At 43.1% G+C, this 15491-nt stretch carries 13 protein-coding genes; 12 read left to right on the forward strand and 1 reads right to left on the reverse strand.

Annotated features, from left to right (window positions below; genetic code table 11):
- The first annotated feature begins 16 nt into the window (after positions 1 to 16).
- Positions 17 to 2920, forward strand: coding sequence for a 5'-nucleotidase C-terminal domain-containing protein (locus tag NSS80_RS04760; protein ID WP_317222127.1), 2904 nt, complete (start codon positions 17 to 19; stop codon positions 2918 to 2920).
- Positions 2921 to 2966: 46 nt separating this feature from the next.
- Positions 2967 to 3533 (forward strand): class D sortase, encoded by a 567-nt coding sequence (locus tag NSS80_RS04765; RefSeq protein WP_317222126.1) that lies wholly within the window; start codon positions 2967 to 2969, stop codon positions 3531 to 3533.
- A 38-nt stretch (positions 3534 to 3571) separates the two neighbouring features.
- Here the strand turns inward: NSS80_RS04765 and NSS80_RS04770 are convergent, their stop codons facing one another.
- Positions 3572 to 4480 carry an RluA family pseudouridine synthase gene (locus NSS80_RS04770; protein ID WP_317222125.1) on the reverse strand — a complete coding sequence of 303 codons (909 nt, stop codon included), beginning with the start codon at positions 4478 to 4480 and terminating at the stop codon, positions 3572 to 3574.
- A gap of 109 nt (positions 4481 to 4589) precedes the next feature.
- Between NSS80_RS04770 and NSS80_RS04775 the strand changes: the two genes are divergently transcribed.
- The 10 genes from NSS80_RS04775 (at position 4590) to glpK (ending at position 15490) form a co-directional block, all read left to right on the forward strand.
- Entirely contained in the window at positions 4590 to 4937 is a 348-nt protein-coding gene (locus NSS80_RS04775) for a DUF5365 family protein (RefSeq protein ID WP_041116937.1), read from the forward strand.
- A 310-nt stretch (positions 4938 to 5247) separates the two neighbouring features.
- Positions 5248 to 5913 carry an HAD family hydrolase gene (locus tag NSS80_RS04780; RefSeq protein WP_034282284.1) on the forward strand — a complete coding sequence of 222 codons (666 nt, stop codon included), beginning with the start codon at positions 5248 to 5250 and terminating at the stop codon, positions 5911 to 5913.
- A 15-nt stretch (positions 5914 to 5928) separates the two neighbouring features.
- Positions 5929 to 7467 carry a bifunctional GNAT family N-acetyltransferase/carbon-nitrogen hydrolase family protein gene (locus NSS80_RS04785; RefSeq protein ID WP_034282283.1) on the forward strand — a complete coding sequence of 513 codons (1539 nt, stop codon included), beginning with the start codon at positions 5929 to 5931 and terminating at the stop codon, positions 7465 to 7467.
- A 128-nt stretch (positions 7468 to 7595) separates the two neighbouring features.
- Positions 7596 to 8012 carry a VOC family protein gene (locus NSS80_RS04790; RefSeq protein WP_024425308.1) on the forward strand — a complete coding sequence of 139 codons (417 nt, stop codon included), beginning with the start codon at positions 7596 to 7598 and terminating at the stop codon, positions 8010 to 8012.
- An 80-nt stretch (positions 8013 to 8092) separates the two neighbouring features.
- Positions 8093 to 9010, forward strand: a complete 918-nt coding sequence (locus NSS80_RS04795; RefSeq protein WP_024425307.1) for an AEC family transporter — start codon at positions 8093 to 8095, stop codon at positions 9008 to 9010.
- A 32-nt stretch (positions 9011 to 9042) separates the two neighbouring features.
- On the forward strand, positions 9043 to 10635 hold the full coding sequence (locus NSS80_RS04800; RefSeq protein WP_024425306.1) for a PucR family transcriptional regulator ligand-binding domain-containing protein: 1593 nt from the start codon (positions 9043 to 9045) through the stop codon (positions 10633 to 10635).
- Between the two features lie 255 nt (positions 10636 to 10890).
- On the forward strand, positions 10891 to 12231 hold the full coding sequence (locus NSS80_RS04805; RefSeq protein ID WP_342498431.1) for an aspartate aminotransferase family protein: 1341 nt from the start codon (positions 10891 to 10893) through the stop codon (positions 12229 to 12231).
- 158 nt (positions 12232 to 12389) lie between these two features.
- Positions 12390 to 12947 carry a glycerol-3-phosphate responsive antiterminator gene (locus NSS80_RS04810; RefSeq protein WP_024425304.1) on the forward strand — a complete coding sequence of 186 codons (558 nt, stop codon included), beginning with the start codon at positions 12390 to 12392 and terminating at the stop codon, positions 12945 to 12947.
- A 215-nt stretch (positions 12948 to 13162) separates the two neighbouring features.
- Positions 13163 to 13978 carry an MIP/aquaporin family protein gene (locus tag NSS80_RS04815; RefSeq protein WP_024426603.1) on the forward strand — a complete coding sequence of 272 codons (816 nt, stop codon included), beginning with the start codon at positions 13163 to 13165 and terminating at the stop codon, positions 13976 to 13978.
- 15 nt (positions 13979 to 13993) lie between these two features.
- Positions 13994 to 15490 (forward strand): glycerol kinase GlpK, encoded by a 1497-nt coding sequence (gene glpK / locus NSS80_RS04820; RefSeq protein WP_024425302.1) that lies wholly within the window; start codon positions 13994 to 13996, stop codon positions 15488 to 15490.
- Position 15491 lies beyond the last annotated feature (1 nt).

The following is a 15491-nucleotide window of genomic DNA, read 5'->3' on the forward strand; positions in this document are numbered from 1 at the left end:
GGAAGGGGAGGGTCTAATGAAACGTGTTCGATCCATTCGAATGATCTGCTGTCTGGTTTTAGTGATCTTTAGTCTGCAATCCTTACTGCCTGGCATGATTACAGCAGAACAAGCCATTGCGTCTGAAAAGAAGGAAACGGTTTGGAACCAAAAGAAGCCAATGAAAATCAAGAAAGCCCGTCTGCTGATCGGAGAAACGGTGACGGTGAGTGGAATTGTGACAGCAGACCAATCGGCTATAGGCAATGGGAAACTGTCAACGTACATTCAAGACAAATCAGCTGGAATCAATATTTATTCAGCACAGCCCAACAACTTCCCAGAACTGAAAACAGGCATGAAGGTGACAGTAACGGGGAAGATCACGTCTTATAAAGGACTGATTGAAATTGTGCCGGATCGAGATGCCCTGAAGGTAGATGCTGTCAATCAAACCTTGCCAAAGCCGAAGCGAGTCTCACTGAAACAACTAGAAACGGATCAGGCACATAAACATGAAGGAAAACTTGTGAAGGTCAAAGGCTATGTTGAATCAAAGCCAGAGCAGCCGGCTGGCGGTGGATATAATGTCGTGATTATTGATAAAAAATATCACAGCACCATCCTTAGAGTGATGGTGGATACAAGTGCCATTGATGAAGTAAAGACAGGGAAATGGTATGATTTTACAGGAGTTTTAAGCAGATATGATACGCTGCAGGTGCTTCCAAGACACAAGGGTGATGTCAGTCTGCTGAAACGCCAGCCAAAGCCGCCAAAAATCAAGAAAGAATACGAGGCAACGGTTGACCGGGTAGTGGATGGTGATACGATTCATTTAAAGAAGCCTGTGCTTGGTACAACAAAGGTGCGCTTTGTGAATATGGACACGCCGGAAACGTACCATAAGCCAAAAAATGAATTAGATCAAAACCAGCTGCGTTTTGGACAGAAGGCGGCGGACTATTTAAATACGCTGCTCTCAAGCGGAGATAACGTCACATTAAAGATTGGTCCTGAAGCGAAGGACGACTATGGACGTCTTTTAGCTCAAGTGAAAACCAAAAAAGGGGTCAATACGAATTTAGAGCTTGTGAAAAAAGGATATGCTCCTACGTATTTCATCTGGCCGGTTGGAGATGAAAAGGACTATCAGATGTTTCAAAAAGCGGTCAAAGAGGCGAAAGAAAAAGGGCTGGGCATTTGGAATGAAGCGGATCCGCTGCTGGAACAGCCGTTTGAATTTAGAGCACGAGAACAGAAAAAAGGACTGACACGCTACGTCGGTGATTCATCAGCGAAAACGTACGTATCGCCTGACAGCTGGAAAGAAATCGCTGTAAATAAACGCATCTTTTTTGCTTCAAAAGAAGAAGCAGAACAGGCTGGCTATCAGCCGGCAGAGGAAGCTGAGGAAGTCCCGTTAACCATTTTAAGCATGAATGATTTACACGGGAAAATTGATCAACAATACGAGCTGGATCTAAAAGGTGATGGCAATAAAGGAACGTATGGACGGATGGATTATGTGGCGGCTTATATGAAACAAAAACAAGCAGCAAACAAAAATACGATCACAGTTCACGCCGGAGATATGATTGGCGGCAGCTCTCCAATATCGTCTCTTCTGCAGGATGAACCAACGGTTGAACTCATGGAGAACATTGGTTTTGATGTTGGCACGGTCGGCAACCATGAATTTGATGAAGGGGTGGACGAGCTATTACGGATCATAAATGGCGGAGATCATCCTAAAGGCACAAAGGGATATGACGGACAGAATTTTCCACTCGTTTGTGCAAACTGTGAATACAAGGATACAGGTAAACCACTTTTACCTGCTTATGAAATCATAGATGTCGAGGGAATTCCTGTAGCATTTATCGGTGTTGTGACAAAGTCAGCCGCAGGAATGGTGATGCCAGAAGGGATTAAAGACATTCAGTTTACAGATGAAGTCAAGGCCGTGAATGAAGCCGCGAAGGAATTAAAACAAAAAGGGATCAAAGCCATTGCGGTCTTAGCTCATATGACAGCCTCTCAAAATGGAGATACCATCACTGGAGAAAGTGCGAAGCTGGCCAAAGAAGGCGATGATGAAATTGATGTCATCTTTGCGGGGCATAATCACGAAGTGGTAAACGGAGAGGTCAATGGGAAATTAATTGTTCAAGCCTTTGAATATGGGAAGGCCGTTGGCGAAGTCAATGTAACACTTGACCGCAAAACGAAGGATATTGTCAAAAAGAGTGCAAATATCCAGTATGTAGATCAGTCTGGTATTGAAAAGGACAAGGAAGCAGCCGGCATCTTGGCTCATTACGGGAAAGAAGTTGAGCCGATTATTAGTGAGGTCGTTGGAGAAGCTGGTGTCAAAATGGAGGGCGGCTATTCAAATGATGGAGACACGCCGCTCGGTAATTTGATTGCTGATGGTATGAGATATTCTATGAAAAGTGATTTTGCCATGATGAATGGCGGCGGGATCAGGCAAAACCTTGAAAAAGGGCCGATTACGTGGGGAGATCTGTTTAATATTCAGCCTTTTGGCAACGTCTTAGTTAAACTTGAGATTAAGGGGAAAGACTTGGCTGAGATCATTGAAGCGCAAATTTCTCCTCAATTTGGACCAGATTATAGCATTTCGGGTTTTTCATATTCCTATGATCCGGTAACATATAAAGTAGTCGACTTAAAGCTGCCAGATGGATCAGACGTTGCGCTCGATCAAACGTATACACTCACGGTGAATAACTTTATGGCAACTGCAACTGGCAGTAAGTATGCACCGATAGGAAGGCTGGGGAAAAATCCTGAAACAGGTCCAGAGGATTTAGAAGCCACTGTCGCTTTTGTGAAGAGCTTTGAAGGAGCTTCCATTGTGTATCAAAAAGAGGGACGCATTCAAAAAGCAAAACAAGAAGAAAAAGCAGCAAGCTAAAGAGCGTTTCATCTAAGAGAAATGTAACAGGTAAAGGAGTTTAAGCATGAAAAAGTGGCTTGCACTTACTGTGATGACAGCAGGAATTGTCTTGCTCGGCTGGGGAATTTGGCAAATCGCCTCTACACACCTTCAAACAGCACAATCATTAGAAGCCGCGAAGAAAGCGGTAGCGGACGATCAAAGGATGTCAAAGAAGCAGTTTTCTCCTGAAGTGGGGAAAGCCTCTGGCATCCTGACGATTCCGAAATTAAAAGCAGACCTTCCCATTGTCGAAGGGACAGATGCGGATGATCTTGCCAAAGGTGTCGGGCATTACAAAGGCAGTTATTACCCTGATCAAAAGGGACAAATCGTCCTATCTGGCCATCGCGACACGGTATTTCGCCGAACAGGTGAGCTGGATATTGGGGATCAGCTGAAAATCACTGTGCCGTATGGTGAGTTTCTTTATGAAATCACACATACGAAAATCGTGGATCAGCATGATACATCCATTATTACTTTGCAGAATGAAAAGGAAGAGCTCGTGTTAACGACATGCTATCCATTTCATTTCGTCGGCAATGCACCAGAGCGATATATTATTTATGCAAAAAGAGTATCTGTCTAATGAAGAAAGAGCCTGCATTTAATCAGCAGGCTCTTTTTTTAATGAATGATCTCGTCCATGAGCTGAGCCATATCTGGTGGAAGCGGCGCTTCTATGCTCAGTTGCTCACCTGTAAAAGGATGTGTCATGTCTACTTGTTTGGCATGGAGGGCGCATCTGTTGATATGATCACGAGCTCCTCCATAAAGTGTATCTCCGGCTAAAGGATGCCCAAGACTGCTAAGATGGACTCGAATTTGATGTGTTCTTCCGGTCTCTAATTGCAGCTTAACGGCTGTCATTTGCAGGCGTTTATTGGTGTCCATAACCTGAAAATGAGTCACAGCACTTTGACCAGTAGGAGAGATTCTTCGTCTGACGGCATGATGCTTGTCACGGCCGATCGCTGCATTGATCGTGCCTTTCTTTTTCTTGAAAAGTCCTTCTGCGATGGCGATGTATGTTCTACGGATCGTTTTCTTAGAAAGCATTTGATCAAGCACAGCATGAGCTAACCTGTGTTTAGCAAAAATGACAGTGCCGCTTGTATCTTGGTCAAGCCTGTGGATATGTCTCACCCGTTTTTCCTCGCCATTTGCTTGAAAATGAAAGGCCACAAGGTTTGCCAGTGTGCCCGTTTGTCCCTTTTCATTCGGGTGCGTTGGCCGTCCAGCGGGCTTTTGCACAATCAATAAATGCTCGTCCTCAAAGAGCACCTCTAATTCACCATATTCTGGCGTCACATCACTTTCTTCCGTTTCAAATAAATCGATCAGGATGTGATCGCCTGTACTGACTTTTGCTGCGTGATGGGCAGGCTTTTGATTTAAACGTATTTTTTGATGCTCCATCCAAAAATGGATAATCGGTTTTGAGGCCGATACGGCTGTTTTTAAAAACTGACTAAGGGAAGTGTCATGATGCTGCTTACCTGCTTTTAGTGAGAGCGTGTGCCCGTTAATATTCATAATATCCGTTCCTCTCTTTGGGTATATATAGGAAACACTTACCTTGGCGAACGCCTTTTTTTCTGTGCTATTCTGAATGGAGAACTAACGACAGAGAGGTAGATGCCACGTGAGAATAATGAAAGCTGCTACAGACCTGCAAGAGCAGGCAATTGAAGAAATATCAAAGGATGTTGAAGATCTTCTATCCCATGCTGTCGGTGAAAACCCAGCTGCGCGTCAACAAGAACGCCCGCTGACCTTTGTTGAAGGGGTTTATAACGGAACGATGGACGATGCTTTTCGTATTTTATCGGGACTTCAGCTATTACATACCATTATTGTCAAACCTAAACGCCATATGACAAAGCGTGATCGTGAGCTATTCGAGCGAAACCGTGAGCAGGTCAATGCATGCGGCTTTTCTTTTCCGTTTGATTTAGACGATTTTGCCAGCCGCCGCCTTCAAAATGCGTAAAAGTTGGTGTGAACTTCCTTGTTAACTTACAAGGCTGCCGCACATACTATTTTTAAGGGAACGGAGAAACCTTTAGATCTGTAATACCAAACCCGCTCTTTTTCAACATTGCCTATTTCTCCACGAATCGGAGCGCTTGGACCTCTTGCAGAATAAACCGAACACGGGTAGGAGCCTGACAAAATGGTACAGGCTCCTTTTATACATAATTATTTTAGCAGACATTCATCTTTGAAAGTCAATTTTATTCACGATATGATAGCATTGAGTATCATATTAAAGACTTTCGTAAAAAAAAGGAGTGGCCTCGTTGGTAAAGGCGATTATATTTGATTTTGACGGATTAATTTTAGATACAGAAACACATGAATATGAAGTTTTACAAGAAATGTTTGCAGAGCATGAGTCGGAACTGCCTCTTTCTGTATGGGGTAACGTCATCGGGACGCAGGCGGGCTTTAAGCCTTTTGAATACTTAGAAAAGCAGCTAGGAAAGACGCTCGATCATGAGGCACTCACAGCGGACCGGCGTTCTCGTTTTCAAAAGAGAATGAAGGATGAATCAGCACGACCTGGCGTAGAAGCTTATTTACAGGCAGCGAAGGAGCTTGGAATCAAGATTGGACTTGCTTCCAGCTCAGACTATAAATGGGTGTCTGATCACCTGAAGCAAATTGGTCTTTTCGATTACTTTGAATGTATCCGTACGTCAGATGATGTGGAAGAAGTCAAACCTCATCCAGAGCTTTATTTGCAAACCGCAAGCTGCTTAGGGGTAGAGCCAAAGGATTGTGTGGCATTTGAGGATTCAGTGAATGGATCAATTGCTGCCAAACGGGCAGGCATGAAATGCGTCATCGTCCCAAACAAAGTGACGAGCACGCTGCAGTTTGAAGAATATGATGTCAGATTAGAATCCATGGCTGAAATCGAATTGCTCCAGCTATTCCATCAGCTTGAAAAAGAGGATCAGTAAGGGGGCAAAAACATCATGGCAGAAAAACTCGATTTAACGCGGTTTGAAAAAAGAATGGTGATCCGTAATATCCGGGAAGAAGATATTGACCGAATCATCGCCTTGCAGGAGGTATGCTTTCCGGGCATGGACCCTTGGAAACGAGAGCACCTTGAAAGCCATCTTGAGCATTTCCCAGAAGGTCAGTTTTGTGCTGAATTTGAGGGAGAAATCATTGGCTCTTGTTCAAGTTTATTAATTAACTTTGATGAATACGATGACCGTCATACTTGGCAGGACATCACAGATGATGGGTACATCACTAACCATAATCCAGATGGGATGAATATGTATGGAATTGAAGTGATGGTTAGTCCTGAATACCGCCGCATGAAAATTGGCCATCGTTTATATGAAGCAAGAAAAGACTTAGCGAGAAGATTAAATTTAAAAAGCATCATCATTGGCGGACGCATCCCGAATTATCATAAATACCAAGAGGAAATGACGCCTCGTCAATATGTGGAGCAGGTCATGCTTCACCAAATTTATGATCCTGTTTTATCTTTCCAGCTGTTAAATGAATTCAGCCTCATGCGGATCAATCCGAATTACTTGCCGGATGATAAGGCATCGAGCACATATGCGACGTTAATGGAATGGAATAATGTTGATTATCGTCCGCAATCGAAAAGATTTTATAAATCGGCGTTCCCAGTTCGCATTTGCGTCATTCAATATGCGATGAAACAAATTCATTCCTTCGAGGAATTTATGAATCAGGTGGAGTATTATGTTGATGTCGCATCAGATGCGTCAGCTGACTTTGCCGTATTCCCAGAAATTTTTACAACGCAGCTCATGTCTTACTTAGAGGAGCGCTCCCCAAGTCTTGCAGTTCAGCGGATCACGGAATATACCGAAGATTACATTAATTTGTTCACAGACCTTTCTGTGAAGTACAACATTAATATCATTGGGGGATCCCATTTCGTTGAAGAGGAAGGGAAAATCTACAATATCGCTTATTTATTTAGACGAGATGGAACGATTGAAAAGCAATATAAGCTCCATATCACTCCGAATGAAAGAAAATGGTGGGGGATTTCAGCAGGTGATCAGGTTCGGGTATTTGATACAGACTGCGGTAAAATTGCGATCCAAATTTGCTACGATATTGAATTTCCTGAGCTTGCTCGGATTGCAGCTGATAAAGGAGCGAAAATTATTTTTACGCCGTTCTGTACAGAAGACCGTCAAGGCTATTTAAGAGTGCGTTACTGTGCACAGGCTAGAGCGGTTGAAAATCAGATTTATACCGTGATTTCAGGAACTGTCGGAAACCTTCCGCAAACCGAAAATATGGATGTCCAATATGCACAATCAGCGATTTTTGCCCCATCTGACTTTGAATTTGCAAGAGATGGGATTGTAGGAGAGTGTAATCCGAATATAGAAATGGTTGTCGTTGGCGATGTCGATTTAGAAATTTTAAGAAGACAGCGGCAAGATGGAACGGTACGTCAGCTCAAAGACCGAAGAAGAGACGTGTACCATATTGAATATAAGAAATAATGAAAGGAAGCGCCTATTGTTGAGGCGCTTCTTTTTGATGGCATCAGATTTTTTCAATTGACAAAGGGATGCCGGAGCAAAATCTGAATATACTGAAAGGAGATCATGTGTTCAAAAAGGAGAGGAACATGGGACGCCAAGCTAAACATTTGTATATCAATTTACCGGTAAAGCATGTTAAGGAATCAAAGGCTTTTTTTGAGCAGCTGGGTTTTGACTTTCAAGAGCAGCTGACGAATGATCAGGCAGCTTGTTTGGTCATTGGTGACACCATTACGGTTATGCTGTTAACCCATAAGCATTTTCAAACCATCTCAGAAAAACAATTGGTGGATGCAAGGCAGGGATCAGAGGTCATTGTCTCTATGCGGGTTGATTCACGAAAAGAGGTCGATGAGCTGGTGGAGCAGGCGATGGCAGCAGGCGGGTCACCGTTTAAGGAAAAGCAGGATCATGGGTTCATGTACGGTTGGAGCTTTCAGGATCTTGATGGTCATTTGTGGGAAGTGTTCTATTTGGATGAGGAGAGAAGCGGCCTTTCATAAGGGTGCTTCTTTTTTATTGTTTAACAGTGGTATGATTATGAGGAAGAATAGGAATTCATCTAGAGAAAAGTAGGTGCAGCATGGAGTTTTTACTTGTCTTACTGCCAGTGTTCGGTATTTTCCTTATCGGGTATATTGGGCAGAAGGCCATTGGTTTTGACATACATACGCTCTCATCAATGTCTTTATATTTAATGTCACCATTCCTTGCGTTTGAAACCTTTTATCAAAACAAAGTGTCGATGGACTATGTGTACCTATCTATTTTTGTCGTCGGACTTTGTCTTTCACTTGTTTTATGTGTCTTTATTTTATCTCGTATTTATGGTTATTCGAAGGAAATGTATTGTGCCATGATTCTGTCGTCAGCATTTATGAACAATGGGAATTACGGCACGCCTGTTGTCCTGCTTGTCTTCGGAGCAGCAGGTTTAGATATTGCCATCGTCTTAATGGTGCTACAGCAGCTTGTCATGAGTACGATCGGTATGTATTATGCAGCAAAGGGCGGAGAGGATGCAGGGGATGGGAAGGTCGTGCTGAAAAAAGTGCTGCGTATGCCGGTTGCATATGGGGCACTCCTCGGTCTATTATTTCAGCTGATGGATCTTACACTACCTAAAGAGGTGATGACGGGTGTCCAGCTTGTGGGAGATGCCGCCATACCGACGATTATGCTTATTTTAGGCATGCAGCTCGCCGTCATTTCTTTTAAGCAAGTGGATTATCGCAATATTTCTTATGCTGTATTGCTGAAGCTGTTTATCTCACCACTCATCGCATTTGGCTTTACACTCATTTTACCGGTAGATGATCTAGTGAAACAAATTATGATCTTAGTTGCAGCCATGCCGACAGCAGCAAATACCACGCTGATGGCTGTACAATTTCGAACGAAGCCTGAGTTTGTCTCAAGCACGACATTTCTCAGTACCGTTTTAAGCATCGTGACATTACCAGTTTTATTATGGATTTTATCTATGCACCCTCTGGGATAGGGGATAGGCGGCAAACAAAGGGGGACATATCAATGAATGCAGATGTTCATTTTCAAGTGAGTGATGTGTTAAAAACAAAGTATTTTGCCCATGCAAAAGTGTTAGCAGGAGAAAAGGGATTGTTTCGGCAGGTCAAATGGGTCCATGTGCTAGAAGTGCCTGCTGTAGAAGATTTGTTAAATGGGGGAGAGCTCATCCTAACAACAGCCGCAGGCTTTCATGATCAATTGGATGTGTTTCAAGCATTTTTAAAACAGCTGATCGATTCTGGTGCGGCAGGCTTATGTATTGAATTTGTTCCGCTCAGATTCGATGTGCCGGAAGAACTGATTGCGTATGCAGAAGAAAGAGATTTTCCGCTGATTTTGTTTACAAAAGAAGTGAAATTCGTCAACATCACACAGCATCTCCATACGATGATGATTGAACGCCAGTATCAAATGATGGCTGATTTAGAAGCACTGTCATCAAAGCTGAATGAGCTTTTGCTGACTCCCCATCCGCAGATGGATATTTTGGATCAAGTGTATCAGCACGTAAGGGGCATTCTTTTACTCATTCCTGTTCAGGGGGAGCCGATTATTTTATGTGATTCCTCTAAACAAACCGAAGAGATGGTCATGAATTATTTACAGTTTGCTTCCTTGCCAAAAGGATACGAAGTGACCAAAAAAGAAGTGCTTGCACTCAAGCAGACATTTGCAGACCTTGTGCTCATTCATCAAACAAACACACTCTCAGAATTCGAACTGCTCGTAATGGATAAAGGGGCAAATGCTCTTGCCCAGCAAACGCTAAGAGAGCTTTATACAGAAGAATTGAAGAAGACAAAAGAGAACGAATGGCTGCAAAAATGGTTCCAAGAAGAGCATACAGAAAGAGATATTTTAGAGCATCTTGAAGAAACAGAAGGATTGAAAAAGCCAACCGGCTGTGTGGTGATGCTCTTTCAAAAGCATCATCAAATCGAAGAAATCGCAGGAAATCTTTATTTTCTCGTATCGTGCCGCTCTATCTTTCAGCGAGCGGGTTTCCATTTGATTCCTTATGAGCATCAAGGACAAACCTTGTTTATTTTATTGAACACGAGAAAGAAGGAGGATTGGAAAGAGCGTGCAGAGAGGGCTGCGAGCGATATCAAACAATTGTATGAGCGCGAGCAGCCCCGCGGAACTGTGATCAATTTTGGCATCGGTCCATATTGTGAACAGTTTCAGCATATGAGAAAAAGCTTTCAAGCAGCCAAAGAAGTGCTGCATTTAAAGAAAGTGATGCCCCAGCGTGTGGAAAGCCCATTTTATCAAGATTTGCATATGCTCCGTCTCATGCCTGTCATGAAGGAAAGCGGACTGCTTGAATGTATGGTGAAAGAGTATTTGGAGCCTGTCATTTTATATGATAAGCAAAATAGCGGCAGACTTTATCAAACGCTGAATATCTTTTTACAGACAAACGGTTCTAAAAAGGAAACTGCAAGCCAGCTCTATATTGTCAGGCAGACGCTTTATCATAGACTAGATAAACTGCAAGCATTGCTTGGCGAGGATATGATGCAGGCACCGAAACGACAGGCGCTTGAATTTGCGATTCTTGCATATGAATTCCTGCAAGGAAATGACCGTTAACGAGGTATGTTAGATTTGCTAAGCATCCTAGTAGAGTGTCTTACGGTTCTTTTCAATCAGTTGACGATCTGTCTAATGTAATGGGCCCGGCCCCTTTTTTATAATGAAAGTAATGGTTGGTTCTCTCTTACGGGCGGCCTAGTTTCAGTTTCATATGCCTCCCTTTTCAGCCATATAATGAATAGAGGGGCAATGTGCTGCTGAACCGGTTTAAGCTTCTTTAATGATGAAAACGGATACATGGGGGTCGGGAAGATGAAAATACATGAGCAGGCTCAAAATCTTCAGGCGAAAGATGATCAGTTGATCTGGCATCATATGAAAGGGACAAACAAGGAAAATGAAAGCATGCTCATTCACAAGGCAGAAGGCGCATGGGTGACTGATATTCATGGGAATCGCTATTTAGACGGGATGTCAGGTCTTTGGTGTGTAAATGCCGGTTATGGCAGAAAAGAGCTTGCAGAAGCGGCATATGAGCAGCTAAATACAATGCCTTACTATCCGCTGACGCAAAGCCATGTGCCAGCGATTCAGCTGGCTGAAAAGCTAAATGAATGGCTTGGCGGGGACTATGTCATCTTCTTTTCTAACAGCGGTTCTGAAGCCAATGAAGCCGCTTTTAAGATCGCCAAACAATATCATGCGCAAAAAGGAGAGAGCACAAGAACAAAGTTCATCTCCAGGTATCGGTCGTATCACGGTAATACCGCAGCAGCTCTTGCTGCAACGGGGCAGGCGCAGCGTAAATATAAATATGAGCCATTAGGTCAAGGCTTTATCCATGTCGCACCGCCTGATATGTATCGTCATCCTGAGGATCAAGAGACTTTGGCAAGTGCAACGGCAATCGATCAAGCCATGACGTGGGAACTAAGTGAGACCATTGCTGGGGTCATTATGGAACCGATTATTACAGGCGGCGGTATCTTAATACCGCCAAAAGGGTATTTGAAGAAGGTCAAAGACATCTGTGAGGCTCATGGAGCACTTCTCATTGTGGATGAAGTCATCTGCGGCTTTGGCCGGACAGGGAAGCGGTTTGGTTTTATGCATGAAGATGTAAAGCCGGACATCATCACAATGGCAAAAGGGATCACAAGCGGCTATTTACCTCTTTCTGCAACGTGCGTGAAACGAGAAATCTATGAAGCCTACGCAGGGGAAGATACGTATGACAGGCTGCGCCATGTAAATACATTTGGCGGTCACCCTGCTTCTTGTGCGGTGGCCCTTGCCAACCTAGAGATCATGGAAACCGAGAAATTAGTAGAACGGTCTGACACACTTGGGCAAGACATGCTTGAACGTTTGCAAGAGTTAAAAGAGCATCCATTTGTCGGTGATGTCAGAGGGAAAGGCCTGCTGTTTGGTATTGAACTTGTTCAGGATCAACAGTCTAAAAAACCGGCTGATCCACAGGTGGTCGGTCAATTGATTGCAGAATGTAAAAAACGCGGACTGATCATCGGGAAAAATGGTGATACGGTTGCCGGCTATAATAACGTTGCCCAGCTTGCACCGCCGCTAAATATAACAGCCGAAGACGCTTCATTTATTATCAACACGCTAAAAGAAAGCATGGCACAGTTATAGCAGAGAGATTTCTCTGCTTTTTTCTATGGGAAGAGCACATACATTAAGAACTGCTAGGTGCAATCGGCATTGGATACACTAGGTGTATTGAAAAATAGAAGAGAATCTATTACTGTTAGGAGAAGACTGAACCAATACACTTTAGAAGGAGACGGCATATGAGTTTTCATGATCAACCCATTCTACCTGCTGTTCGCAATATGAAGCAATTTGAGGAATTTTTAAAAAGTCCATTTACATATGGGGTCTTACTTGATGTGCATTTAGGCCGGCTAAAGGGCATTATGAATGAGGCAAATGCCCATCATAAAAAAATGTTTGTCCATGTCGATCTTATTCACGGGATCAAACATGATGAGTATGGAACGGAATTTATTTGTCAGGAAATGAAGCCGGCAGGAATTATTTCTACTAGGTCTTCTGTTATAGTAAAAGCCAAGCAAAAAAAGGTATATGCCATTCAGCGAATGTTTTTACTTGATACAAGTGCGATGGAAAAAAGCATGGAGTTCGTAGGAAAACACCGCCCAGATTTTATTGAAGTATTGCCAGGGGTCGTACCGGATTTAATTACAGAAGTGCGCGAGCGAGCTGGGATTCCAATATTTGCAGGCGGGTTTATCCGTACAAAAGAAGATGTAGAAAGAGCGCTTGAAGCGGGAGCTACAGCTGTGACAACATCGAATACAGCCCTTTGGAAAGCGTTCCAAAAGTGAAAAAGATAAAATGTGAAAATTGATTGACAACGTTTTCATCCTCTGATACTATAGCACTAAGTTAATATCATGTGATGGAGAAACGGAGATCCACAACAGCGCTTTACTAGGTGACAAATGACCCTGATGTAAAGTATGTTTGTTGTGGATCTTTTTTCTTTATCTTTTTTTACACATTCATAGGGGATGGCAACTGAACCAGAGGAGGAATTTTCATGACACCATTTTGGGGTGAAGTCGTAGGTACAATGCTTCTCATTATTTTTGGAGGCGGTGTATGTGCGGCAGTCAATTTAAAGAAATCGCTCGCATATCAGTCCGGCTGGATTGTAATCGCTTTCGGATGGGGATTTGCAGTAGCCATAGCAGCTTATGCAACAGGTGGAATAAGCGGAGCTCATTTGAATCCAGCACTAACAATTGGGCTTGCACTAGAAGGAAGTTTTCCTTGGGCTGATGTACCAATGTATATTGCCGGCCAAATGCTTGGCGCATTAATAGGAGCTATTATTGTCTTTTTACATTACTTACCGCACTGGAAAGCAACAGACGATCCAGGTGCAAAGCTGGGTGTATTCTCAACTGGTCCTGCGATTCCGCATACTTTTGCAAACGTACTTAGTGAAGTCATCGGTACATTTGTATTGGTTCTAGGAATCTTATCGATTGGTGCAAATAAATTCGCAGACGGAATCAATCCGCTGATTGTTGGATTCTTAATTGTCGCAATTGGTCTTTCTTTAGGTGGAACAACTGGTTATGCAATTAACCCTGCACGTGATTTAGGTCCGAGAATTGCACATGCGATTCTGCCGATTCCAGGTAAAGGTCCATCGAATTGGAAGTATGCTTGGGTGCCAGTCGTTGGTCCAATTTTAGGCGGTGCATTTGGCGGTGTTTTCTACAATGCAGCTTTTAAAGCGAACATCACACCAGCCTTTTGGATTGTAAGCGTTATTTTAGTTGTGGTATTGTTAGGACTCTATGTCTCTACGAAAAATCAAACAAATGCTGTAAATGAAAGTATGTAAGGGGAGGAAAACACCATGGCAAAAGAAAAATATATTCTCGCTTTAGATCAAGGGACAACAAGCTCAAGAGCGATCTTATTTGATCAAGAAGGCAAAATTGCACATACAGCTCAGAAGGAATTTAATCAATATTTTCCGAACCCAGGCTGGGTAGAACATAATGCAAATGAAATTTGGAGCTCTGTTCTATCCGTCATTTCAACTGCTTTAATTGAATCAGGCATTGAAGCAGATCAAATCGCCGGTATCGGAATTACGAACCAGCGTGAGACAGCTGTTGTTTGGGATAAACATACAGGCGCACCCGTTTATAATGCAATTGTTTGGCAGTCTAGACAAACGTCTGGCATTTGTGAAGAGTTAAAAGCGCAAGGACACAATGAAACGTTTAGAAATAAAACAGGTCTTCTCATTGATGCTTATTTCTCAGGGACAAAAGTAAAATGGATTTTAGACAATGTAGAAGGTGCTCGTGAGAAAGCAGAAAATGGCGACTTGCTGTTTGGCACAATTGATACATGGCTTATTTGGAAGATGACAGGCGGTCAATCACACGTCACAGATTACTCCAACGCGTCAAGAACGTTAATGTTCAATATTTACGATCTGAAATGGGATGAAGAATTACTTGAGATCCTTGGCGTACCTGCTTCTATGCTTCCAGAGGTGAAACCATCTTCACACATCTATGGTGAAACAACAGACTATCACTTCTTCGGCAGAAATATCCCGATTGCAGGAGCGGCGGGAGACCAGCAGTCTGCACTATTCGGTCAGGCTTGCTTTGAAGAAGGAATGGCGAAGAACACGTATGGCACAGGATGTTTCATGTTGATGAATACAGGGGAAAAAGCAATTAAGTCGGATCATGGTTTATTAACGACAATTGCATGGGGCATTGACGGTAAAGTTGAATATGCTTTAGAAGGAAGTATTTTCGTAGCTGGTTCAGCGATCCAGTGGCTGCGCGATGGACTGAGAATGTTTAAAGACTCAAAAGACAGCGAAGCCTATGCGGAGCGCGTTGAGTCAACAGATGGCGTATATGTCGTTCCAGCATTTGTTGGTCTAGGCACACCATATTGGGACAGTGATGTCAGAGGCGCTGTATTCGGATTAACACGCGGTACTTCTAAAGAGCACTTTGTCCGTGCAACGTTAGAATCACTTGCTTATCAAACGAAAGATGTTTTAGATGCGATGGAAAAGGATTCAAACATCTCATTAAAAACTTTGCGTGTGGATGGCGGAGCTGTAAAGAATGATTTCTTAATGGGCTTCCAAAGTGATTTGCTGGATGTACCAGTAGAGCGTCCAGAAATTAATGAAACGACGGCACTCGGTGCGGCCTATCTTGCGGGAATAGCAGTTGGCTTCTGGAACGACCGTTCAGACATTGCAAAACAATGGAACCTTGACAAGCGCTTTGACCCTAAAATGGAAGAGGACAGCCGTGACTCGTTATACAGCGGGTGGAAAAAGGCTGTAAAAGCAGCTCAAGCTTTCAAATAAA

The sequence above is a fragment of the Bacillus sp. FSL M8-0350 genome (assembly GCF_038593345.1).
GTDB classification, from domain to species: domain Bacteria; phylum Bacillota; class Bacilli; order Bacillales; family Bacillaceae; genus Bacillus; species Bacillus safensis.